Annotated in this window: 21 protein-coding genes and 1 tRNA gene; 16 read left to right on the forward strand and 6 right to left on the reverse strand. The window is 63.5% G+C overall.

Features of this window, described 5'->3' with window-relative positions:
- Nucleotides 1-121 precede the first annotated feature (121 nt).
- Nucleotides 122-1,315, forward strand: a complete 1,194-nt coding sequence (gene glgA, locus M1D74_RS08370) for a glycogen synthase (RefSeq protein ID WP_458117109.1) — start codon at nucleotides 122-124, stop codon at nucleotides 1,313-1,315.
- On the opposite strand, the gene M1D74_RS08375 is transcribed toward glgA, so the two are convergent.
- Nucleotides 1,312-3,399, reverse strand: a complete 2,088-nt coding sequence (locus tag M1D74_RS08375; protein WP_458117110.1) for an acyl-CoA dehydrogenase family protein — start codon at nucleotides 3,397-3,399, stop codon at nucleotides 1,312-1,314. The genes glgA and M1D74_RS08375 overlap by 4 nt on opposite strands.
- Nucleotides 3,396-4,115, reverse strand: a complete 720-nt coding sequence (locus M1D74_RS08380; protein WP_458117111.1) for a TetR/AcrR family transcriptional regulator — start codon at nucleotides 4,113-4,115, stop codon at nucleotides 3,396-3,398. The genes M1D74_RS08375 and M1D74_RS08380 overlap by 4 nt, the downstream gene beginning before the upstream one ends.
- Before the next feature lie 111 nt (nucleotides 4,116-4,226).
- Between M1D74_RS08380 and M1D74_RS08385 the strand changes: the two genes are divergently transcribed.
- The 7 genes from M1D74_RS08385 (at nucleotide 4,227) to M1D74_RS08415 (ending at nucleotide 11,773) form a co-directional block, all read left to right on the forward strand.
- Nucleotides 4,227-5,567 (forward strand): acetyl-CoA C-acetyltransferase, encoded by a 1,341-nt coding sequence (locus tag M1D74_RS08385; protein WP_309123854.1) that lies wholly within the window; start codon nucleotides 4,227-4,229, stop codon nucleotides 5,565-5,567.
- A gap of 2 nt (nucleotides 5,568-5,569) precedes the next feature.
- Entirely contained in the window at nucleotides 5,570-6,913 is a 1,344-nt protein-coding gene (locus M1D74_RS08390) for a 3-oxoacyl-ACP reductase (RefSeq protein ID WP_309070401.1), read from the forward strand.
- A complete protein-coding gene (locus M1D74_RS08395) occupies nucleotides 6,913-7,839 on the forward strand; it encodes a MaoC family dehydratase (RefSeq protein ID WP_458117112.1) in 927 nt (308 codons plus the stop codon). The genes M1D74_RS08390 and M1D74_RS08395 overlap by 1 nt, the downstream gene beginning before the upstream one ends.
- Before the next feature lie 156 nt (nucleotides 7,840-7,995).
- Complete coding sequence (locus M1D74_RS08400) at nucleotides 7,996-8,961, forward strand: trypsin-like serine peptidase (RefSeq protein ID WP_458115070.1); 966 nt, start codon at nucleotides 7,996-7,998, stop codon at nucleotides 8,959-8,961.
- Nucleotides 8,962-9,062: 101 nt separating this feature from the next.
- Entirely contained in the window at nucleotides 9,063-10,301 is a 1,239-nt protein-coding gene (gene kynU, locus M1D74_RS08405; RefSeq protein ID WP_458115071.1) for a kynureninase, read from the forward strand.
- 71 nt (nucleotides 10,302-10,372) lie between these two features.
- Nucleotides 10,373-10,456: transfer RNA gene (locus M1D74_RS08410), tRNA-Leu, on the forward strand.
- Nucleotides 10,457-10,762: 306 nt separating this feature from the next.
- Complete coding sequence (locus M1D74_RS08415) at nucleotides 10,763-11,773, forward strand: 1-aminocyclopropane-1-carboxylate deaminase (protein ID WP_458115072.1); 1,011 nt, start codon at nucleotides 10,763-10,765, stop codon at nucleotides 11,771-11,773.
- A 559-nt stretch (nucleotides 11,774-12,332) separates the two neighbouring features.
- Here M1D74_RS08415 and M1D74_RS08420 read toward each other — a convergent pair.
- A complete protein-coding gene (locus M1D74_RS08420) occupies nucleotides 12,333-12,935 on the reverse strand; it encodes a DUF6318 family protein (RefSeq protein WP_458115073.1) in 603 nt (200 codons plus the stop codon).
- A gap of 184 nt (nucleotides 12,936-13,119) precedes the next feature.
- Between M1D74_RS08420 and M1D74_RS08425 the strand changes: the two genes are divergently transcribed.
- Together M1D74_RS08425 and M1D74_RS08430 are read left to right on the forward strand one after the other, a co-directional pair.
- Nucleotides 13,120-14,421, forward strand: coding sequence for a M20/M25/M40 family metallo-hydrolase (locus tag M1D74_RS08425; RefSeq protein ID WP_458115074.1), 1,302 nt, complete (start codon nucleotides 13,120-13,122; stop codon nucleotides 14,419-14,421).
- On the forward strand, nucleotides 14,421-15,581 hold the full coding sequence (locus M1D74_RS08430) for an acyl-CoA dehydrogenase family protein (RefSeq protein ID WP_458115075.1): 1,161 nt from the start codon (nucleotides 14,421-14,423) through the stop codon (nucleotides 15,579-15,581). The genes M1D74_RS08425 and M1D74_RS08430 overlap by 1 nt, the downstream gene beginning before the upstream one ends.
- Here the strand turns inward: M1D74_RS08430 and M1D74_RS08435 are convergent.
- Entirely contained in the window at nucleotides 15,578-15,811 is a 234-nt protein-coding gene (locus M1D74_RS08435; protein ID WP_309070409.1) for a DUF5703 family protein, read from the reverse strand. The genes M1D74_RS08430 and M1D74_RS08435 overlap by 4 nt on opposite strands.
- A 41-nt stretch (nucleotides 15,812-15,852) precedes the next feature.
- On the opposite strand from M1D74_RS08435, the gene M1D74_RS08440 reads away from it, so the two are divergent.
- Nucleotides 15,853-16,098 (forward strand): hypothetical protein, encoded by a 246-nt coding sequence (locus M1D74_RS08440; protein WP_309070410.1) that lies wholly within the window; start codon nucleotides 15,853-15,855, stop codon nucleotides 16,096-16,098.
- A 17-nt stretch (nucleotides 16,099-16,115) separates the two neighbouring features.
- Here M1D74_RS08440 and M1D74_RS08445 read toward each other — a convergent pair whose 3' ends face one another.
- Complete coding sequence (locus tag M1D74_RS08445) at nucleotides 16,116-17,051, reverse strand: aldo/keto reductase (RefSeq protein WP_309070411.1); 936 nt, start codon at nucleotides 17,049-17,051, stop codon at nucleotides 16,116-16,118.
- Nucleotides 17,052-17,100: 49 nt separating this feature from the next.
- On the opposite strand from M1D74_RS08445, the gene M1D74_RS08450 reads away from it, so the two are divergent.
- Both M1D74_RS08450 and mshC read left to right on the forward strand, forming a co-directional pair.
- Nucleotides 17,101-17,925: an undecaprenyl-diphosphate phosphatase gene (locus tag M1D74_RS08450; protein WP_458115076.1), complete on the forward strand. Its 825-nt coding sequence runs from the start codon at nucleotides 17,101-17,103 to the stop codon at nucleotides 17,923-17,925.
- Nucleotides 17,926-17,974: 49 nt separating this feature from the next.
- Entirely contained in the window at nucleotides 17,975-19,258 is a 1,284-nt protein-coding gene (mshC, locus tag M1D74_RS08455) for a cysteine--1-D-myo-inosityl 2-amino-2-deoxy-alpha-D-glucopyranoside ligase (RefSeq protein ID WP_458115077.1), read from the forward strand.
- Here the strand turns inward: mshC and M1D74_RS08460 are convergent.
- On the reverse strand, nucleotides 19,255-20,151 hold the full coding sequence (locus M1D74_RS08460) for a proteasome assembly chaperone family protein (RefSeq protein ID WP_309070414.1): 897 nt from the start codon (nucleotides 20,149-20,151) through the stop codon (nucleotides 19,255-19,257). The two genes, mshC and M1D74_RS08460, sit on opposite strands and share 4 nt — an antisense overlap.
- Nucleotides 20,152-20,255: 104 nt before the next feature.
- Here M1D74_RS08460 and M1D74_RS08465 point away from each other — a divergent pair, with 104 nt between their 5' ends.
- From M1D74_RS08465 to M1D74_RS08475, 3 genes are read left to right on the forward strand one after another with little or no spacing between them, the layout of a single operon-like run.
- On the forward strand, nucleotides 20,256-21,029 hold the full coding sequence (locus M1D74_RS08465; protein WP_309070415.1) for an HAD family hydrolase: 774 nt from the start codon (nucleotides 20,256-20,258) through the stop codon (nucleotides 21,027-21,029).
- On the forward strand, nucleotides 21,026-22,180 hold the full coding sequence (locus tag M1D74_RS08470; RefSeq protein ID WP_458115078.1) for a site-2 protease family protein: 1,155 nt from the start codon (nucleotides 21,026-21,028) through the stop codon (nucleotides 22,178-22,180). Before M1D74_RS08465 ends, M1D74_RS08470 begins: the two co-directional genes overlap by 4 nt.
- Before the next feature lie 56 nt (nucleotides 22,181-22,236).
- Nucleotides 22,237-23,319 carry a tRNA (adenine-N1)-methyltransferase gene (locus M1D74_RS08475; protein WP_309070417.1) on the forward strand — a complete coding sequence of 361 codons (1,083 nt, stop codon included), beginning with the start codon at nucleotides 22,237-22,239 and terminating at the stop codon, nucleotides 23,317-23,319.
- Nucleotides 23,320-23,381: the final 62 nt, after the last annotated feature.

A 23,381-nucleotide genomic window follows, 5' to 3' on the forward strand; every position in this document is an offset into this window, starting at 1 on the left:
GCCAGTACTACCGCCAGCACTTTTTTGACTGCCACGGTTCAAACCCCTTCCGCTCGTCCTTGAGTATGACCTCGTTCGACTCACACTAGAGGACTGGCCCGCCCTGCACTACGTTGGAAACGTGCGAATAGACATTGTGACAAAAGAGTTCCCGCCGGAAATCTACGGTGGAGCAGGTGTTCACGTCGCGGAACTGGCCCGTGTGCTGGCCGGGCGTGTCGATCTGGCTGTGCACTGCTTCGGCTCCGCCCGCCGCGAGGACTACCACGGTGCTCGCGTGAGCACCTACGGAGTGCCGGATGGACTTGCAGCTGCGAACGCTGCGGTCCAGACTCTTGGCACAGACCTGTCCATCCTTCAGGGCATCGCGGGCGCTGATCTGGTTCACTCGCACACCTGGTACGCAAATATGGCGGGTCACCTCGCGTCGCTTCTTCATGGGATTCCGCACGTCCTGAGCGCGCACAGCCTGGAACCGCTGCGTCCCTGGAAAGCGGAGCAGCTCGGCGGTGGATATGCCCTCTCATCCTGGGTGGAGAAGACGGCCTACGAGGCCGCGGCGGCTGTCATCGCTGTTTCGGACGGTATGCGCCAGGACATCCTGCGCTGTTACCCGGACGTTGATCCGGCAAAGGTTCAGGTGGTCCACAACGGCATTGACACCGCAGCGTGGTCGGCGGACCACAATGACAACGCCGTCCGGTCGCTGGGCATCGATCCCGGCAAGCCCAGCGTGGTCTTCGTGGGACGGAACACGCGGCAGAAAGGCGTTCCCTATCTGTTGCGCGCGGCGGCGAAGTTACCCGCCGATGTGCAGCTTGTGCTGTGCCTTGGCGCCGCGGACACGCCGGAACTGACCGCCGAGACCGCCCGGCTAATCGATGAGCTGCAGGCGCAGCGCGGCTCGGTCATCCTGATCGAGCGGATGCTCCCGCGACCTGAACTCATCCAGGTGCTCAGCCATGCCACTGTCTTCGCCTGCCCCTCAATTTATGAGCCGCTGGGGATCGTGAACCTCGAGGCCATGGCGTGCGGCGCCGCAGTGGTGGCAAGCGCCACGGGCGGCATCCCGGAGGTCATCGAGGACGGCATCACCGGTACGCTCGTTCCGCTCGAACAGGTTCAGGATGGAACCGGAACTCCGCTTGACCCGGACGGGTTCGTGAATGATTTCGCGGAGGCTCTAAATGTCCTCGTCGCGGATCCCGCACGCGCCCGCGCCATGGGTGTGCGCGGACGCGTCCGCGCGGAAGAGCATTTCTCGTGGGACTCCATCGCTGAGTCCACCCTCAACGTCTACCGCTCCGTGCTCTAGCGGGTCTCGGCCCTCCGCTCGATGAGGATCTTCTCGTCGAGCGGGGCGTCTGGGCTCGCCCGCAGGATGCGGGCGTAATTCCGGGACTCCTCCTGGCGCTCCCGTTCTGCGCCGGTTGCGATGGCCGCGCGCAGGTGCTCGGGACCGTAACCGAACGCGTCAACCAGATCCACGGCGTGTGGGCGAAGCTTCAGCAGCAGCCGGTTGATGTACGGACCGAGCGTTCTGGCGCGCTGCGCCGAGAGCCGACCGTTCATCAGGTACCACCCGAGGTTGTCCTCGATGAGGCACAGTCCGAAGAGGTCACGGAGCCAGGTGAGGACCTGGCGTGTACCGGCGTCCTCGGTGCGGGCAAGGGCCGCGGTAAACGCCTCCCACTGCAGCAGCTCCGCGTGGGCGCGGGCAGCCTCGATGAGTTCGTGCTGGTGCTGATTGAAGACCTCCGCCGCTTGGGCGGGAGGAAGCCGGCGTGCTCCCCGCAGCGCCCCGGCCAACTCCCCGACCATGGTGTCGACCCTGCCGCAGAGCAGTTCGTGCTGGGTGTCCTCGTCCCGAAGTGCGATCGCTGATTTCCGTTCGGAGCCGGTGTCGACCACGGTTTGGAGAACCCGGCGCAGACCGGTCCTGTGCAGCGTGCGGTCAGCGGCCTGAGTAGCAACGAAGCGGGCCAACACGCCGAAATCGACTCCCTGGAACTCCTTGGCGTAGTCCGCAAGCAGGCGCTTGGCAACGAGCTGCAGCAGGACGTTGTTGTCCCCCTCGAACGTTGCATACACGTCGAGGTCCGCGCGCAGCGAGGTGTATCTGTTCTCGGTAAGGAATCCCGCACCCCCGCTGGCCTCCCGGCACTCCTGCAGCGTGTCGAGCGCGTGCCACGTGGATAGCGGCTTCAGCGCCGCCGCCAGCGTCTCCAGATCCTGGCGGTCCTCATCGGTTGCATGCTTACCGGAGAACACGCCGTCGAACTTCTCAAGCAACTCTTCATGTGCGAAAGACGCGGCATACGTAGTCGCCAGCCGGGGGAGGAGCCTGCGCTGGTGGAGCTGATAATCGAGAAGGACTTCCTCGGACAGTTCCGAAGACGTCGTGAACTGGCGGCGCTCCACCGAGTACTGGATGGCCGTTTTCAGCGCCAGTTTGCTGGCAGCCACCGCAGCACCGTCGAGGGAAACCCGGCCCTGGACCAGAGTGCCCAACATGGTGAAGAAGCGCCTGCCGGGCGACTCGATCGGGGAGGTGTATGTTCCGTCCTCGCTGACGTTCCCATACCGGTTGAGGAGGTTGGCACGTGGGACCCGGACATGCGTGAAGTGCAACCGGCCGTTGTCGATCCCGTTCAGTCCGCCCTTGAGTCCGTCGTCTTCACCCCCGATTCCTTCCAGGAAATTCCCCTCCTCGTCGCGCAGTGGCACATACAGCGCATGCACGCCGTGATTAACCCCGCGGGTGATGAGCTGTGCAAAGACGACGGCGGCCCTTCCGTCGTTGGCCGCGTTACCTATGTAGTCTTTCCAGGCCGCGCGAAACGGCGTATGAAGATCGAAATCGCCGTTCTCGGAGTCGAAGGTGGCGGTGGTGCTGATGCTCGAGACATCCGAGCCGTGTCCGGTTTCGGTCATCGCGAAGCAGCCCGGGATTTCCATGTTCATGATGCCCGGGAGCCACCGACGGTGATGTTCATCGGTTCCGAGGTGCAGGACTGCCGCTCCGAACAGGCCCCACTGCACACCCGCCTTGATCTGGAGCGAAGGGTCAGCGACCACCAGCTCCTCAAAGCCGGCGATGTTGCCGCCGTGGTCATCGGATCCACCCAGCTCCGTGGGGAAGGCCCGGTGGACGGCCTTGTTCTGAACAAGCACGTGGAGCTGTTCAAGACAGCGTGCTCGATGCTCAGCGCTGGTGGCACCCTCAACCTTGTGTAGGGCGGGATCCCCTGCGAGCGCACGCGCCGTCCGGCGCGAGCTTGCCCAGCGTCCCAGCAACTGTTCGCCCAGGGCTGCCACGTTGACGACGGCGGCGTCGTCGTCATGGATTGGGAGGGTGGCTGGTACCGAGAGCTCGGGACGTGTGGCTGTTTGGGTCATGATCCATCCTTTGAAAGGGGGCTGCGAAGAGAGGTAGGTGCGAGAGAAGCCTGCGGCACTGCGGTGGCGATACCGTCGAAGAGCCAGGCGGTGAGGGAATCAGCGAGGTCGGATTCACTGGGACGGTCAGGCCCCGGGGGTACCGACAGCCACTGCTCTCCTGCGGCGCGGACCATGCCGATTGCCGCACGGGGCCAGAATGCCAGTGGCTGCGGAACGGCGGGCCCGGCAGGGTCGTCCGCCAGATATCGCTCCATGGGACTGGCGAGCATCGTGGAGATCGCGTCGAAGAATGTGCTGAGCGTGGGGGAGCTCTCAAGTGCGGAACCTGCGTCCTGCGCCGGCTGCGTCACGAACATGTAGACGTTCGGTGAGGACTCGGCCATCTGCAGGTACGCGGAGACCATCGCACGCAGACCGTCCCTGGGCGTACTGGCCTGCCGGGCCGCCTCAATCAGTTGCTCCTGCATCCGACCGACGACAACCTCGCCCATTGCACGCTGCAGCCCTGCCTTGTCCCCGAAGTACCGGTAAAAGACGGACTTGGATGTCTCTGCTGCCGAAGCGATCTCCTCCATGGAGGCGCCCGGGCCGATTCTGTGTACTGCTTTGCGTGCGGTCCTGATGAGTGCCGCGCGGCGGGCTTCGCGATGCTTGGACCATCGGCTGGAGCGTCCGTCCGCAAGCGGGCGCACATGGGCAGTGAGCTGATTCACGATACTCAGCGTATCAGGTACGCTGGGTATCGATAACTTACCGGGTCTGCCGCATGAGAGTCAGTCGGGCAGGACCTCTTTTCCACGCAAAAGCGCCAGCCAAGGAGCAGCATGAACTCCCTTCCCACCCAACAGGACTCCACGCCCGAGAGCGACCGCAGTGTCCCAGCGCAGCCGCGGGCCGCCGTCGTGATCGGAGGGAACCGCATCCCGTTCGCTCGGTCTGGCGGACAGTACGCCTATGCCTCCAATCAAGAGATGCTGACGGCGGCGTTGGACGGCCTCGTGGCGCGCTTCGGGCTACAGGGCGAGCGCATCGGCGAGGTGGCGGCGGGTGCCGTCCTGAAGCACTCCCGTGACTTCAACCTCACGCGCGAAGCGGTCCTGGGATCAGCGCTCGCCGCGAATACGCCCGCATACGATGTGCAGCAGGCCTGCGCCACCGGTCTCGAAACCGTGGTCGGCCTTTCCAATAAGATCAAGCTCGGGCAGCTCGAATCGGGCATCGCCGGGGGCGTTGACTCGGCATCGGACGCACCGGTGGCGGTGAGCGAGGGGCTGCGGCGCGTATTGCTCGACCTCTCGAGGGCGAAGAGCACTATCCAGAAGCTTGCAGCGTTGCGCGGACTTCGCCCCGCGGACCTGTTGCCGAATGCTCCGACAACATCGGAACCCCGTACCGGACTCTCGATGGGCGAGCACCAGGCAATCACCACAGCCCGCTGGAACATCAGCCGGGAGGCTCAGGATGAGCTGTCGCTGGCCAGCCACACGAACATGGCGGCGGCCTATGACCGTGGATTCTTCGACGACCTCGTCACGCCGTTCCGCGGGGTGTCCAGGGACGCCAACCTCCGCGCTGATACGTCTCTCGAGAAGCTTGGCTCCCTCAAGCCGGTGTTCGGGCGCAATCTCTCCGCAGATGCGACCATGACCGCCGGCAACTCAACCCCGCTGACCGACGGCGCGGCGGTCGTTCTACTGGGTTCCGAGGATTACGCCCGCCAGAACAATCTGCCGATGCTCGCCAATGTCGTTGATGCGGAGGCGGCAGCTGTTGACTTCGTAGACGGGAAGGAAGGCCTGCTGATGGCGCCGGTCTACGCCCTGCCACGCTTGCTCCAGCGGAACAACATGAGCCTGGCCGACTTCGACTTTTTCGAAATCCACGAGGCATTCGCCAGCACCGTCCTCACCAGTCTTGCGGCCTGGGAAGATGAAGACTTTTGCCGTACACAGCTGGGGTTGCCCGGCGCCCTCGGGAGCGTCGACCGTACCAAGCTCAACGTCAACGGATCATCCCTCGCTGCCGGACATCCCTTCGCCGCGACCGGCGCCCGTATCGTTGCTTCCCTGGCCAAGACGCTGGCTGAAAAGGGGTCGGGCCGCGGTCTTATCTCTGTCTGTGCCGCCGGCGGTCAGGGCGTCGTCGCGATCCTCGAGGCGCGCTGATCATGACGGACACGTACCTCAAGCTCGTCAATGCCAAGCCATTCAGCCAGTTTGCGAAAACGGCAGGCCTGCCACGACCCGTGCCGCTCCGGCGTCACGCTCCCGGTGCGCCGCTGGTTCCCGGTCCGGTTCTCGTACTCGGTAGGTCGCCGGGCACCCAGACCGTAGCCACCACACTGCTCGGCTGGGATCTGGATGTCCGTCGGCACCTACGCCCCAAGGAGAAACTGGGGGCGGTGGTCGTAGTGCTCGACGATGTCGCGGATCCCGCCCAGTTGGCAGGTCTCTTCCTGGAAGTCGGCTCCGTCGTTCGCCAACTCCTGCCCGGCGGGCGCATCGTGACGATCTCCCGGCCCGCAGCAGGCAGCACCGAACCTCGGGTTGCCTCCGCACGTAACGCCGTCGAGGGTGCATTGCGCAGTCTTGCGAAGGAGCTGCGCGCCGGTGCCACCGCTAACGGGGTCCTGCTCGACGCTGACGTGGACGTGGAAGCGCCCAGCGTCGGTGCGACACTCGAGTTCCTCCTTTCCGGCAAAAGTGCCTACGTCGACGGACAGTTCGTCACCGTGGAAACGTCCGACGGCGCTGCGCACCATCAACGCTCCGATGCTCCGCTCGCTGGGAGAACCGCCGTCGTCACGGGCGCCGCGCGGGGAATCGGCGCTGAGATCGCCAAAGTTCTTCGCCGCGACGGAGCCCAGATCATCGCCGTGGACGTGCCGGCCGCGGGCGAACACCTTGCCCTGGTTGCGAACGAGGTGGGAGGCACGGCCCTGCAGGTCGATGTCACGGCACCCGATGCTGCAGAGCGGATCCTCAATCACGCCGCCACCCGTTACGGCAGGCTGGACATCATGGTGCACAACGCAGGGATCACCCGCGATCGCCTGCTGGCGAATATGGACCCGGCACGGTGGAACTCCGTCATGGCGGTGAATCTTGAATCGCAACTGCGCATCAACGAGAAGCTCCTCGCCGCTGACGGGTTCAGCGCCGACGGCAGCATCGTCTGCCTCGCGTCCACCAGCGGGATTGCAGGCAACCGCGGCCAGACAAACTATGCCGCGTCGAAGGCCGGCGTGATGGGGATGGTCAGGTCCACGGCCAACTCACTGGCCGGATCCGGGCGCACTATCAACGCCGTCGCACCGGGGTTCATCGAAACCGACATGACCGCGAAGATCCCCTTCGCCACGCGTGAAGTGGCGCGTCGTCTGAGCAGCCTCCAGCAGGGTGGGCTCCCTCTGGACGTAGCCGAAGCCGTGTCCTTCCTCGCGTCTCCGGGTGCCTCGGGAATCAGCGGCCAGGTATTGCGCGTTTGCGGTCAAAACCTGGTCGGTGCGTGATGGATCGCTTGCTTCAGGAACCGCCGCCCCTCACCGCCCTCTACGCGAAGGCGCTGATACGTCCTGCGCAGACCGCCCTGCGGTTACGGAAGCCGTCAACCGCACTTCCCGATGTCCGTCACCGGGTGGAGAACGTCACTGCGACGCCGGAGAAGGTAGCCGCCTTTCAAGGGCTAATGGGCCGGTTCCAATCTCAATTCCTGCCATCGGGATACGTTCACACGCTCGCTTTCCCAGTCGCGGTCAGCGTGCTGGCCCGCCCCGACTTTCCTCTTCCGTTACTCGGCATGATCCATCTTCGCAACGAGGTCCGCCATCTTCATCCGATTGCCATCGATGAACGTCTCAGCGTGACGGCACGGGTGGAGAACCTGTTGCCCCACCGCAGCGGGACGATGGCTGACGTCGTGGTCGATGTGGAAGCTGCCTCCGAACTTGTGTGGAGCGGACGGTCCACCTATCTGGCGAAAGGCGTTCAAGCCGCTGCGCCAGGAACAGACAGCAGTGACCCTGCCGTGACCGATCGCACAGCGGAGGATGTCCCCGATTATCCGACACGTGTTTGGACATTGAACGGCGGCATTGGGCGCAGTTATGCGGCTGTGTCGGGAGATTACAACCCGATTCACCTCAGCGTTGCGTCCTCGCGGATGCTCGGGATGAAGCGACCTATCGCGCACGGGATGTATCTTGCGTCGCGCATGGTCGCCGAGATCGGACCGGACGAGTCATCGCCGTTCCAGTGGACGATCGACTTCCGGGCGCCCGTCACGTTGCCGTCCAAGGTGCTGCTCTCGGCACAGGTGGAGAGATCGTCCACTTCGGACTGGCTGGGTGCCGAGGTGACCGCGTGGGATCCGAAACGCCGTCGTACTCACTTCTCAGGGCGGCTGGAACGATTGCACCGGCAAGCCGGCGCGGAATAGTTGCACACCGGCTCTTCCACGTCCAGAGGGAGCGGTTGAATCACCACCACTTTCAGGTCAGTTGGCTCCCGGACCTGTGAAGGCGGTTCCGAACAGTGGAGACTCCAGATGTCAGCTACCGCTGACTGCTCACCACTGATCGAAACGAGGAATTTCGTGAACTCACGAGGTTTGAAGGCAGCCGTTTTCGCAGCATCGACGCTGATGGCTTCGGCACTTCTGTCCGGCGGGGCCGCCCAGGCCGCTCCGCAGGTGCCAATGAAGGCGCCGGCAGCATCCATCTCGCACACCCAGGTCGACTCGCAGGAAGCACTCGAGGCGTACTGGACGCCGGAACGGATGAAGAGCGCGAAGCCGGGCAACACCATCAACTCCCAGGGCTGGGGCGAGCAGGGCCGCTCGATCATGCCCAAGGCCGGCACTGAGGCGCAGGCCGCGCCCCAGCAGAAGGCAGCACCAAGCACGAGGGCAGGCAGCCCGGCTCCGGTCTCACATATCGGGAAGGTGTTCTTCACGCTCGGCGGCCAGAACTACGTCTGCTCAGCGAACTCCGTGCAGAGCACCAACCAGAGTACTGTCGCCACCGCTGGACACTGCACCTACGACATCAACGCAGGCTGGGCCAGCAAGTTTGTGTTCGTCCCGGCCTACAACAACGGCTCCGCCCCCTACGGCATGTGGTCGGCCACTTCGCTGCACTCCACCACCGAGTGGGTGTCCCGGAACGACATCAGCTACGACGGCGCCTTCGCCGTCGTAGCTCCGTTGAACGGCCGGACCCTGACCGCCGCGGTAGGAGCGTCGAAAATCGGGTTCAATCTCGCCCGGGGCCTCACCTACACCGCCTATGGTTACCCGGCAGCCTCACCGTTCAACGGTGAGACCCTGAAGAGCTGTTACGGGACCGCATCGAGGGATCGGATCGGCGGCACCCAGTCACAGGGCATCCCCTGTGACATGACCGGCGGATCTTCCGGCGGCCCGTGGTTCGTCGGATCCGGCTCGGGCGGCACCCAGAACTCGGTGAACAGCTTCGGCTACAACATCCAGAAGAACGTGATGTATGGCCCGTACTTCGGCAGCTCAATCCAGACCGCGTACTCCACGGCGTCGAACCGCTAACACGCACTTGCCACCATCGAAGGGCCGGCTTCCCCGCCGCGGGGAAACCGGCCTTTCGATGGTGTGATCTGCCCTACACCGCCCGCACTTACACTGATCTCATGACTCCCGACTCCCGGCTGGCGCTCGCCCGCAGTCTCGACGCCGAAGACCCGCTCGCGTCACGCCGCTCCCTGTTTGAAGGTCACGACGACGACGCTGTCGCGGCGTACCTCGACGGCAACTCGCTGGGACGGCCGCTCAAGGCGACCAGCGCCCGTCTCACGGAATTCGTACGCGATCAGTGGGGCGGGCGGCTCATCCGTGCCTGGGACGAGGATTGGCTGCAACTTCCGCAGAGGGTGGGGGACAGGATCGGCCGGATTGCACTCGGTGCCGCTCCGGGTCAGTGCGTGGTGGCCGATTCGACCAGCGTTCTCCTCTACAAGGTCGTTCGCGCGGCCTGTGCCGCCCGCCCCGACCGTACCGAAATTGTGATTGAGCGGGACAACTTCCCTACCGACCGATTCATCGTTGAGGCCATCGCCGCCGACCGCGGGCTAACGGTTCGCTGGGTGGAGGTAGCGCCTGACGCCGGTCCGACGCTGGAGGGGGTGAGCGAGGCGCTCGGCCCAGATACCGCCGTCGTCGTGCTGAGTCATGTGGCGTACCGATCCGCGCACATAGCGGACATGGAAGCCATAACCCGCCTGACACACGACGCCGGAGCGCTCATCGTCTGGGACCTAAGCCACTCGGTGGGGTCGGTTCCGGTGCGGTTGGACGAGTGCGAAGCCGATTTTGCGGTCGGATGCAGCTATAAGTACCTGAACGGTGGGCCAGGAGCGCCTGCTTGGGCATACGTCGCAGCGCGACATCTGGCGGACCTCAGCCAGCCAATCCCCGGGTGGTTGGGAAGTGCGGATCCCTTTGGGATGGGGACGGGCTACCAGCCCGCAGACGGGATTCGCCGCATGGTCTCGGGTACACCGCCGATCCTGGGTATGCAGGCGCTGCAGGACATGCTGGACCTTCTGGAGGAAGTCGGCATAGAGGCTGTCCGTGCGAAGTCCTTGAAGCTGACTTCCTTCGCCGTCACCATCGTCGAGGACCTCATGGGGGCCGACGGGGTGCAGATTGCCTCACCCCGCGCTCCGGAGGAGCGCGGCAGCCACATCACGATTGACCATCCTGCCTTCAGCGGGATGATCTCGGAGCTCTGGCGCGACGGAATCATTCCCGACTTCCGTAATCCTCAGGGCCTGCGTCTCGGGTTCTCACCCCTGTCGACGTCCTTCGAGGAGACTCTCGTTGGTATCGGATCAATTGCGGACAGACTCCGGTCGAGAGGTCTCGATTAAAGACTTCGGGCCTGATCGTGTTAGAGTTTTTCTCGCTGCTTCGAGCGATTCACTCCTCGAAAACATCACCTGCGCGGGTGGCGGAATGGCAGACGCGCTAGCTTGAGGTGCTAGTCCTCTTATTGAGGGTGGGGGTTCAAGTCCCCCTCCGCGCACAACAAAAACCCCGGGAAACCGGGGTTTTTTTGTGCCCTCAACCACGCGAAGTGCGTTCTCGACCACGTGTCTCCCGCCTCGACCGCTGGACGCCGCTTCAGTTTGGGTCGGCGCTGTATCTATTGGAGCCGACTTTTGCCAAAGGCGTGATGGAAAACCCGGGTACCCCCGAGCGAACCATTGGTACGGTGATGGGACCGTCCGCCGGCTGGGTGTGAATCACCTGCCGTAGGCGAGTTTTTGATCGACGGGCGCTCAGTCTTCGTTTCGCTTGTGCTCCCGTCTCCTAGCGAAGGGACCTATCCATGGCAATCTCGGATTTTGACCGCTACCCCCTCACCTTCGGCCCTAGTCCGGTGCATCATTTGCCTCGCCTGACGGCGCACCTGGGCGGAGCGCAGATCTGGGCAAAACGGGAAGACGTGAACAGCGGGTTGGCGTTCGGGGGGAATAAGACCCGCAAGCTTGAGTACTTTGTCCCCGATGCGATCGCTCAGGGTGCAGACACCCTGGTATCAATCGGCGGGTACCAGTCCAACCACACACGCCAGGTCGCTGCAGTCGCAGCGAAGCTGGGCATGAAGGCACGTCTGGTCCAGGAAAACTGGGTGGAATGGCCCGATCCGCTCTCGGACCGGGTGGGAAACATCCTGCTCTCCCGGATAATGGGCGCCGACGTGCGGTTGGACAGCGCCGGTTTCGACATCGGAATCAGGGACAGCTGGAAAAATGCCATCGAAGAGGTGAGGGCCGCCGGGGGCACTCCTTACGCGATTCCGGCAGGCGGCTCGGACCATAAACTCGGCGGGCTGGGCTTCGCGAATTGGGCGTATGAAGTAGAACAGCAGGAACGTGAGCTTGGCGTGTTCTTCGACACCATCCTTGTGTGCACAGTTACCGGCTCTACTCACGCGGGAATGATCGCGGGGTTCGCGGGACAGCAGAGGCCGCGTCGCGTCATCGGGATTGATGCGTCTGCCACCCTGCGGAAAACGCGCGAGCAGGTCGAACGAATAGCACGGAACACGGCAGAGCTGATAGGACTGGGCCGCGAACTCCGGGATGACGAGATCACTGTAATGGAAGGATGGGCCGGCGATCTGTACGGAATACCGGTCGAGTCAACGCTGGAAGCCATCAGGTTGGGCGCCTCGCTGGAAGCGATGATCACTGACCCCGTCTACGAGGGGAAGTCGCTGGCAGGCCTGATTGATTTGGTCAAGAGCAGAGATATCCCGGCCGGCAGCAACGTCCTGTATGCCCACCTCGGCGGCCAACTCGCTCTCAACGCCTACAGCGGCTTGTTTCGCTCCTGACTCCTTCGCCAACCCGTCCCAAGGAATCACCAAGCCTTCCAAAGCATCATTGAGCCGGGAGCAGCCGCCATGACCTGGCGAGAGTTCTCGCCGGGCGGGTTCGACGTACGCGCCTCCTGCATCGGACCCGTCCGGCTCCCCTCACAGCCGGGTGTGGGACATTTCTTCGGGTTACTGAAAGGTACTCTCAAGAAGCCCTCAAGCAATTCTCACGTCTGTAGAAGATTGCTTGACGCCTGAAGCTTCAGCAGAGGATCCTGAAAGTCCTGTAGCAGAGCGGGACTAATTGGGGCGGATATGGGAACAATCAAGTGCAAGACCTGTCCGAGCACGTGGACGGTCACAACGAGCAAGGCTGAGTCTGTCATCGCACAAAATCACACGTACCTGAACCCTGGCCATAGGACGGTCACGTTGTGGGAGGAACATGAGGACGAGGCACGCGCTTCCTGATCGATGAGTGTGTGAAGCCACCAACCTCGCGAATCGGTCCAACGAAAAAGCACCCACCCCCTGCGGTCGGCAGGGGATGGGTGCTTCTACGTGTCGAGGAGCAGGACTACTCCGCAGCAGGCAGTTCGGCGTCCGGAGTCTCCTCGAGGTACGTCGCTTTCCATTCGCCCTCCGTGTAGACCACGGTGGCCGAGTAGATCGAGCCGGCCGCGTCGAACGGACGTGTCTCCTGCGCCTCGCCCGACTCGTCGAACTCAGTGTAGGCACTCGGATTGACGGGGATCACAGCCTCAACTTCCACGCCCTCAGCGACCTCGTCGGCGGGGGTAGTGATGAGGATCTGCTTCACCTTGGGCTGCCCGCCAAGGATCCAACCGCCGTCGTCGTAGATGGCCTTGATCGATTCAGCATCGGCAACCGCCGCGTCAGCGCCGTCGAGGGACGCGAGCAGTGCTTCGATGTCGCCTGTCTGCAGGGCGTAGGACTTCAGTTCGAATACATGGTGCAGAAATGCCTTGGCCCCATCGGCGGTTGACTCGCCCATGAGCTCATTGGTGGCAGGCTGCACGATGTTCGCTGCAGGAGCGCTTGAGCTTGCAGGGGTGGGCGCTGCCTCTGCTGGTGTGGCGGCAGATTCGGTGGACTCGCCGCAGGCGGTGAGCACAGCGAGGGCGACAACGGCGGTAGCCGCAATCTTGATGGTCTTCATGTTCTCCCCAGGGAAGGTAATTTGTGCGCCAGAGCGGCGCCGACGCCCAACAGACTAGCCGTAGCCTGAGGCAACAAGACGCAATTCACAGCGGAACGTGCTGCAAATCACACGATTCGGGTCCCGGCCCCGGTACTCATCGGTAGGCTGGAGTCATTCACCCACCGAACGATGGAGGTCTGTCATGGGAGTCGCCCCCGAAGATGAAGTAGTCCGGATCTGCCGGGAGCTCATACAGATCGACACCTCCAACTTCGGAGACAACGAGGGGCCGGGAGAGCGGAAGGCCGCTGAATATACGGCGGGGCTGATTGAGGAAGTGGGTCTTGAGGCCCAGCTCTTCGAGTCGGCCCCGGGCCGGGCGTCGGTTGTCACCCGTGTCAGCGGAAGCGACTCAAGCCTCCCTGCGCTGGTGGTTCATGGCCACCTCGATGTCGTGCCGGCGCAGAAGGAGGATTGGAGCGTAGACCCGTTCGGCGCGGAGGAACGGGACGGTCTGATCTGGGGACGCGGGGCCGTCGACATGAAAGACATGGATGCGATGATCCTGTCTGTCCTCCGGTCGATGCAGCGGGAGGGTGTCCATCCGAAGCGTGACCTCATCTTTGCCTTTTTCGCCGATGAGGAAGCCGGCGGAAACTACGGCGCCTCCTGGTTGGTCGACAACAAACCGGAGCTTTTCGAGGGCGCAACCGAGGCGATCTCGGAGGTGGGTGGATTCTCGGCGACGATCGGCGGGCAGCGCACATACCTGCTGCAGACGGCGGAGAAGGGGATCTCCTGGCTCCGCCTCGTGGCTCACGGCCGGGCCGGGCATGGATCGCAAATCAACACCGACAACGCGGTGACACAGCTCGCCCGGGCAGTGGCCCGTATCGGAGAGCATCAGTGGCCGGTTGAACTGACACCTACCACGCGCCAGTTCCTGGATGGCGTGACGGAATTGACCGGCGTCGAATTCGACCCTGACAACCCGAAGACACTACTCAAGGAACTGGGCACCGTCGCGCGCTTTGTCGGCGCAACCCTTCAGAACACGTCGAACCCAACCATGCTGAAGGGGGGATACAAGCACAATGTCATCCCAGGCAGCGCGGAGGCGCTCATCGACGTCCGTACCCTTCCAGGGCAGGAAGAGGAAGTCCTGGCGACCATCAAGTCCCTCGCTGGAGAGTCCGTGGAAGTCTCCTATGCGCACAAGGACGTTTCCCTCGAGGTACCGTTTGCCGGTAATCTGGTCGACCGCATGGTCGATGCCTTGCTTGCCGAGGACCCTGAAGCCAAGGTCCTTCCGTACACCCTGTCCGGTGGCACAGACAACAAGTCGCTCAGCCGGTTGGGCATCACCGGGTACGGATTCGCTCCGCTGCGGCTGCCGGATGATCTCGACTTCACCGGAATGTTTCACGGCGTGGATGAGCGGGTTCCCACCGAATCCCTCCGTTTCGGCGCGAGGGTCCTCAACCGGTTGCTCACCAACAGCTGATGGGTTCCCCTGCAGAAGAAATCCTCCCGGACGACCTCCTGAACCGGTTCCGAACACGCGCGCCTGATTACGACGCACGCAATGTGTTCTGCCACGAGGATTTCGATGATCTCGCCTCACGCGGCTATTTACGGCTCTTCTGCGCGGAGGACGACGGCGGCGCGGCTCTTGGCATGGCGGAAGCGGTTGCCTGCCAGCGACGACTGGCTGCGGCCGCGCCCGCAACCGCCCTCGCCGTCAACATGCACCTCGTCTGGACCGCCGTGGCAAGGCTTCACGAGAAGCTGGGGGACCCGTCCCTGGGCTTCATTCTGAAAGAGGCTGCCGAGGGGGAGGTCTTCGCCTTCGGACTATCGGAACCGGGTAACGATGCTGTGCTGTTCGACTCGATAACCATTGCGGAGCGGGAAGCGGGCGGTGCCTACAAGTTCACCGGTACCAAAATTTTCACCAGTCTTTCCCCGGTATGGACCAGGCTCGGCGTCTTCGGCAAGAGCGAGGGTGGCGGGGAACCGCAACTCGTTCACGGATTCATCACCCGGGGATCAACAGGTGTGGAAATCCTCGCGGATTGGAACACGGTAGGGATGCGGGCGACGCAATCGCACACGACTCGCCTCAACGGCGTCGTCATACCGTCCGAGCGCATCTTCCGGCATCTCCCGGTCGGCCCCAATCGCGACCCCTTTGTCTTCGCCGTCTTCGCCGCATTCGAGACCCTCATCAGCGCCGTTTACGCGGGCATCGCGGACCGCGCCCTCGAACTCGCTGTGCAGGCGCCGCTTGCGCGGACGCCCGGTATGGACGGCGTTCCGGTTGCGTCCCGGCCCGCCATACGGATGACCGTAGCTGAAGCGGCAATGAAGTGGGAAGCTCTTGACGCGCACCTTCGGCTGCTCGCTGCCGACCTGGATGACGGCGTCGACCATGAGGACCGATGGTTCGCAAAGCTGGTGTCCCTCAAGACCCACGCGACGGGCGCCGCCCGCGAACTGGTGGATGCAGCTGTGTCGCTCTCCGGCGGCAGGGGCTACTTCACGGAAAGCGAGATCAGCCGCCTTTCGCGCGACGTGACCGCAGGTACCTTCCATCCCTCCACCGTGGAATCCGCTCGTCGCACGGTGGCGAACGCCTGGCTTGGACCTGAGCAGCAGATCTAGGCCGTGCGCTCCACCCGCAGGACCTTGCGCCGAAGCCAGAACCTTCGATGCCCGCCAATGTAGATGCAGCTGCGTTCGAGTTCCCACTTGCCGTATTCGGCATGTTCGGTCAGGAGCTGGCGGGCAGCGGACAGGGGCTCACCAGCGCTGACGGTGACCACAAGGTACTCATACTGACGGCCGTAGTCCCGTTTCCGGATGACGGTTGAGTTCAGAAATTGTTCGCGCATTTCCCTCCAATTTGCTTCACTTTACCGATAACGTCTAGACCATGAGCATCGATCCGCGTGTCGCATTGCAATCGCTGGTTTCCGCACTTGAAGAACACCTCGCCGCTGCAGCATCGCGCAGGGGAGACGATGATCCGGCGGTGGAATCTGCTTATCTTTCGATCGCGGATTCCTTTGAGGCATACGAAGAATCGTTGTATGAGGCGTATGGAGAAGTGACTCCGCTCGTCATTTACGAGGACGACGAAGACGAAGAGGAAGAAGTGGAGTCGGTCACCGGTTCGTAAGCCGACCGATCCGGCGGCTATCGGGGAGCCGAAACCTCATCGAGAACCTCAGCTATCTGCGCGGGCAGGGGAGCCTGGGAACACGCAAGAAGCTCCTTGAGTTGCGCCCCCGTGCGTGCGCCGAGGACAGCCGAAGCCACGGTCGGTCGCTGGAGCAGCCAGCGCAGGGCGACCTCCGCAGCTGAGAGTTCCAGTCCGCGCGCAGCAGTAGACACCGCATCCGTGATCCGCGCGGCCTTGCCGGCCAGATATGGTTCGAGATAGCCGGCCCAGTCGTCGCTGGCAGCACGAGAATCAGACGGCAGTTGGGAGCGATACTTCCCCGTGAGCGCCCCACGGCCAAGCGGTGCCCAGGCGATGGTTCCCACACCGAAAGCTTCCGATGCAGGCAGCACCTCGTCCTCCACCCGTCGGCTCAACAGGGAATACTCCGTTTCGTGGACAGACACCGGGAATCCTGCCGTGGAACACAGCCGGGCAAGTTCCCACCCTGTGTAATTGGTCACACCCACATAGCGGGCGCGCCCTGAACGATAAGCGTATTCCAGTGCGGCCAGGGTCTCCTCGACGGGGACGGGCGATTCCGACGCCGGCGCCATCCAAAAGTCGACGCTGTCGGTGCCCAGCCGTGAAAGCGAAGCGTCCAGAGAATCCAGCAGTCCCTTACGCGAGGCGTCCACGCGGCCCTCGGACCAGTGCCTCGGAATGCCGCCCAGTACTGCAAGTACAACCTCAGAGCGGGCGACGACGTCTCCCAACAGGGAACCGAGGAGCGCTTCCGCCTGCCCATCGGAGAATCGAGCAGCAGTGCTCACAAGCGTTCCACCGGCCTCTACAAACAGGCGAAGTTGCTCCCGCGCTGCCTCTTCATCAACGTCCATTCCCCAGGTCATCGTCCCTAGACCGAGCACAGATACCAGCTGTCCGCTACCGCCCACATTTCGCCACTGCATACGCCAAGCCTAAAGCCTGTGCTCCGAACGGTGACGTAGGGTCTTATCTGTGAATTGGATCGAAGCGGCCGTCCTGGGCCTCGTTCAGGGCCTTACCGAATTCCTGCCAATCTCATCAAGTGCACACCTGCGGATCGTCGGGGAATTGCTGCCCAGGGCGCAGGACCCCGGAGCGGCCTTCACCGCCATCACCCAACTTGGAACTGAAACCGCCGTCATCGTCTACTTCTGGCGCGACATCCTCCGGATCATCCGGGCATGGTTCGGTTCGCTCACCCGGAAGGTCCCACGAAACGATCCGGATGCACGGATGGGTTGGCTGGTCATTCTCGGCAGTATTCCCATCGTCATCCTGGGTCTGCTCTTCCAGGACCAGATTGAAAGCACGTTCCGCAGCATGTGGCTTGTCGCCACCATGCTGGTGGTCTTCGGCGTCATTCTGGCCGTCGCAGACGCTGTTGGACGCCAAAGACTCACCCTCGACCGTCTCACCTATAAGCACGGCATCCTGTACGGCTTCGCCCAGGCGCTGGCGCTCATTCCCGGCGTCTCCCGCTCGGGCGGAACCATCACCGCGGGACTCCTGATGGGCTACACCCGCGAGGCCGCCGCACGGTATTCCTTCCTTCTGGCCATCCCCGCAGTCTTCGGCAGTGGCTTCTACCAGCTCTACAAGAGCGCAGGCACGCCGGGACCCTACGGACCCGGGGAGACGCTGCTCGCAACACTTATAGCCTTCGGCGTGGGCTACGTGATCATCGGATGGTTCCTGAAGTTCGTTTCCACACGCAGCTACGGAATCTTCGTCTGGTACCGCATAGCGCTGGGCATGGTTATTTTCTTGCTCCTTGGTTTCGGTGTCATCTCCGCATAACGGGCGCCGCGCCATCTGTCCTCCAACACCGACCCTCTAAGGTAGAACCGTGATCTCCTGGAATTCCCGCACTGTTCCGGACCTGCCCGGCGGCCCCCCACCCATCCGCCTTTGGGATAGTGCGTTGGGGACACTCGCCCAACTCCCGCAGGAAGCCCGCCAAGGACTGTATGTATGCGGGATAACCCCGTACGACGCAACCCACATGGGCCACGCGGCAACCTACGTGGCCTTTGACCTGTTGAACCGGCTCTGGCGGGACGCCGGTCATGACGTCGACTACGTGCAGAATGTCACCGACGTCGATGACCCGCTGCTGGAGCGGGCGACCGCCACAAAAGTCGATTGGATGGATCTCGCCCGTTCCCAAACGGACCTCTTCCGCACCGATATGGAGGCACTGAACGTACTGGCGCCTGACCATTACGTGGGCGCGGTGGAGTCGGTGCCGGCCATCGTTCCGGTCATCGAGGACCTGCTCCAGCGCAACCTTGCCTACTGCGTCCCTGGATCGGAGACGGAACCCGATGGGGATGTCTACTTCTCTGTCGAACGAGCCAGCCAGGAAACGGATGCCGGCAACGGAACCACGTGGAATCCGGGTTTCATCTCGCACCTGAGTGGGCAGGAAATGATCGCGACCTTCGCCGAGCGGGGCGGAGACCCCGCCCGAGCCGGCAAGCACAACCCCCTGGATCCGCTCCTGTGGCGCGTGGCGCGGCCAGGGGAGCCCTCCTGGGACGGAGCCTCCCTGGGCCCGGGCAGGCCAGGGTGGCATATTGAGTGCTCCGTGATTGCACTTCAGCACCTCGATGCGCCCTTCGCGGTTCAGGGCGGGGGATCGGATCTGATGTTCCCGCACCACGAGATGAGCGCCGGACATGCCCAGGCCATCTCGGGTCTCCCTCTCGCCCGCCACTACGCGCATGCGGGCATGGTTGGGCTCGACGGCGAGAAAATGAGCAAGTCCAAGGGGAATCTTGTGCTGGTGTCAGCTCTACGGGAGGCCGGCACGGATCCAGTGGCCATTCGTCTTGCCATCCTCGCGAATCACTACCGCTCCGACTGGTCGTGGACCACGGGAGCCCTCGACGCTGCACGCTCCCGTCTTGATATGTGGCGAGCGGCGCTTGCCACCGCCACCGTGGAGTCGGTGCACGAACTCCTTGCGTCGATGCGCGCGGCACTGGCTCATGACCTTGATGCTCCGGCCGCCTTGGAGGCAGTGGACAGCTGGTGCGCGGCGGGCGCACATCTCACGGGTACAGACGAAGGCGCGGAGCTTGCGGCGGACGCGCTGGACGCACTCTTGGGCATCCGGTTGAAGGACTAGTCCTTCCGCCGCTTTTTCAGGTAACGCTCGAACTCCCGTGCGATGGATTCGCCGCTTGCCTCGGGCAAGTCGGCGGTATCTTTGGCTTCCTCAAGCTGCCGGACATACGCTGCAACCTCCGGGTCCTCAGTCGACAGCTCGTCAACGCCCCGCTCCCAGGCCTCAGCTTCCTCGGCGAGCGCGTGGGTGTCCAGACCTACGTGAAGCAGCTCTTCCAGACGGTTCAGCAGGGCAAGCTGCGCTTTAGGCGACGGTGACTGTCCAACATAGTGGGGAACAGCAGCCCACATGGACAGCGTCGGTATATCCGCGAGCTGACCGACTTCAGCGAGCACCCCTACTATTCCAATGGGCCCCTCGTAGGTTGAGGACTCGACGTTGAGCGACTCGCGAATGAGGTCATCGTCTGAAGAAACCGTGACCGGTATGGGGCGGGTATGGGGCACGTCCGCGAGAAGGGCACCCACCAGGACGAGGCAGTCGACCTCGAGCTCCTTCGCCATTCCGATGAGTTCGGCCGTGTAGGCGCGCCACTTGTAGGACGGCTCCACTCCGTGCACAAGGATCACATCGAGGTTGCTCTCCGGCACCGAAGCGCGGCTGATGCGGGTGGTTGGCCACTTGATGCGCCGCTGCCCGGAGCTGTTGCGTTTGATGACGGGCCTGGTGAACTGGAAGTCGTAGAACTCGTCGGCGTCAATGGTGGAGATCTTCTCGCCGCCCCACTGCTTGCCCACAAACTTCAGGGAATCGCTGGCGGCTTCGCCGGCGTCGTTCCAGCCTTCGAAAGCGGCCAGCATCACGGTGACCCGGCGCTTCCCGTTGCTCTCAGGGAAGAGCCCCGGAAGGCCCGCGGGAACGCCTTGGCTCTGGTTGTCTTCGAACGTACTCACCGTTTCACCCTAGACCTCCTGCCGCTGCCGTGTCAGGCACGCCACCGGCGCTTCGCGCAGAGCGCACCGCAGTTCAGCGCAACGCAGCCACGTAGACTTGGGACATGGTCACCCCTTCCAGCGATACGGCTGTGCCCTCGAACATCACCGCGCCGCCCGGGCATGAAGCGTCCGGAACGGTCGAGCTTCAAGCGGTCCTCTGGGACATGGACGGCACCATTGTCGACACCGAGCCGTACTGGATAGAAGCGGAGCACCAGCTGGTAGCGGCTCACGGTGGCTCCTGGTCGGCTGAACAGGCCGAGGGCCTGGTAGGGCAAGCTCTAACTTTCTCCGCCGGGGTGCTGCAGGCGGCCGGTGTGAAGCTCAGCGTGCGGGAGATCATCGATACGCTCACCGAACAGGTGACGGCTAAGGTGCGCGAATCGGTGCCGTGGAGACCCGGTGCGCGCGAACTCCTTCTGGCCCTCCGCGGAAGGGACATCCCATGCGCCCTGGTCACTATGTCGGAGCAGCAACTGGCCGTGGAAGTGGCCCGGCATCTCCCGGGAGACACCTTCGAGTTGCTGGTCACCGGAGACCGCGTCACCAGGGGGAAGCCCGATCCGGAGGCCTACCAGACGGCGTTCGATGAACTTACTGCACGCGTAGGCCCGTTGCGTAAAGGGGCCGTCGTCGCGATTGAGGATTCCCTTCCCGGCGTCACCGCCGCCAAGGCCTCCGGAGTGGTGACTCTCGGTGTGCCGCATTTCGTTGCGTTGCCCCCCGACTCCGCCGACCATCTTTGGCCATCCCTCGAAGGGCGCCAGGTCGAGGATCTCGAAAGCCTTCTGCCCTCCCAGACTGAGAGCGCCTCCGGCGACAGGCGGATCACGTGAACCGGTCACGACGCGCTGAGGCAACACGGCAGGACGGCATACCGCTGGGAAGGATTGTCGGTATCCCTGTGGTGCTGGCCTGGTCCTGGTTCATCATTGCCGCTTTCGTGGTGATTGTCTTCGGCCCTCAGGTAGCAGATCTATACCCCGGCCTGGGAATCGGTGCCTATGGCGTTGCTCTTGCCTACGCGGTGCTCCTGGCGGTATCGGTGCTGATCCATGAGCTCGCCCACGCACTTTCTGCCCGCCGCTTCGGATGGCCGACAACCCGGATCGTCCTGAACCTCTGGGGTGGACACACCCAGTTCGAGAACTTCGCTGCCAGCCCGGGCAGATCTCTCGTTGTGGCGCTTGCGGGACCGGCCGCTAACTTCGTCCTCGCTCTGGCCGGCTGGGGAGCGATTCTCCTTCTGCAGCCAACGGGCGTGACCAATCTGCTCGCCAATATCCTCGTCTGGGCAAATTTCCTCGTCGCAGCGTTCAATGTGCTGCCGGGACTGCCGCTCGACGGCGGGCGGATCGTGGAATCAGCCGTCTGGCGCGCTACCGGAAGCCAGGAAAAGGGCACCGTGGCTGCCGGCTGGACGGGGCGGTTGATCGCCGTCGGACTGATCGCCGTCGTCGTGCTGGTTCCGCTTCTGACTGGTAGCCAGCCAAGTCCCGTCACGGTGATCGTAGCCGTCGTCATGGGAGGTTTTCTGTGGCTGGGAGCCAGCTCCGCGATAGCCAATGCCAAGATGCGGCTGCGGCTACCGGAAGTCAGCGCGGGAAGGCTCAAGCAGCCTGCCGTCGGCGTACTCGCCGGGACCTCCGTGCAACAGGTAAAGCGTCTCCTCGCCGACAGACCGGGAGTCGACGTCGTTCTCACCAGCCCGAACGGGCTGCCGGAAGCGGTAATTGATCGCGATGCGCTGACGGCCGTTCCCGACTCCCAGGCAGAGACCACTCCTGCCAACGCTGTTGCCCGGGCCCTCGCCCCCGGAGCATATGTCCCGGAATTCGCCGAAGGGCAGGAGCTGGTGCAGTATCTCGCCCGGCTCGCCGGCAGTGAATACGCCGTCACGGACAGACAGGGCACAGTGACCGGGTTGCTGCACCAGTCCGTTGTCATCGCGGCAATTACCGGCCGCTCCCACCCAGGTTTTAACTGACACCCCAAGCACGCGGGCGCCTCCGGGCTGCCTCAGCAGAACCACCGGAGGACCTCATGAACACCAGCCAGTTCGGCACGGCGACCGACATCGAGACTGAGCAGCAGCCCCATGGAGCGGCAGCTCGCCGCGGTCCGCTCCGTCCCGGCGAACGGGTGCAGCTGACGGACGAAAAGGGTCGAATGAATACCATCACCCTGACCCCGGGCGGAGCCTTTCACACGCACAAAGGGTTCCTCAGCCACGATCAGCTGATCGGAGCATCGGAAGGCACCATCGTTACCAACACCAACGGCGCGCAGTACCAGGCGCTTCGCCCGCTGCTCTCCGACTTCGTGCTGTCGATGCCGCGCGGCGCGGCCGTCGTGTACCCCAAAGACGCCGGCCAGATCGTGACGATGGCTGACATCTTCCCAGGTGCGCGCGTCGTCGAGGCTGGGGTCGGTTCCGGAGCGCTCTCCATCTCATTGCTGCGCGCCGTCGGTGACAACGGCTACCTTCACTCGTTCGAGCGTCGGGAAGAGTTCGCGGACATCGCGAAAGGGAACGTCGAGACGATCTTCGGCGGCCCGCACCCCGCCTGGCAGATCACGCTCGGAGACTTCCAGGAGCAGGTCATTGAGGCCGAAAAGCCGGGAACCGTTGACCGCGTTGTCCTCGACATGTTGGCGCCATGGGAATGCCTCGACGCCGTTGCCACAGTGCTGGCACCCGGCGGTGTGTGGATCAGCTACGTCGCTACGGTGACACAGCTGTCGCGTACCGCCGAGGCGATTCGCGCCGACGGACGGTTCACCGAGCCGGACGCGTGGGAATCGATGGTGCGCGGCTGGCACCTTGAAGGCCTCGCGGTCCGCCCTGACCATCGGATGGTGGCGCACACCGGGTTCCTGCTCACGACCCGGCGCCTCGCGCACGGCGTGACCGGTATCAGCACCAAGCGTCGACCATCGAAGACAGGGTTCAGCGAGGAAGACCTGAACGCGTGGACCCCCCAGGCCGTGGGTGAGCGTGCAGTGTCGGACAAGCGGCTTCGACGCGTGGCGCGCGACGCCAGTTCAACTATCCAGCGTGGGTCGCTTCCACCCGAGGAAGCCCAGGCTCGACGCGAGTCCGAGTCGGCCGACCAGGGCGAGTAATCCGGCTCGGCCGAAAGTGACGAAGTTATCACTTTCGACCTAATCCGTTCTGCACTGCGCTA

Source organism: Arthrobacter sp. D2-10 (genome assembly GCF_054161285.1).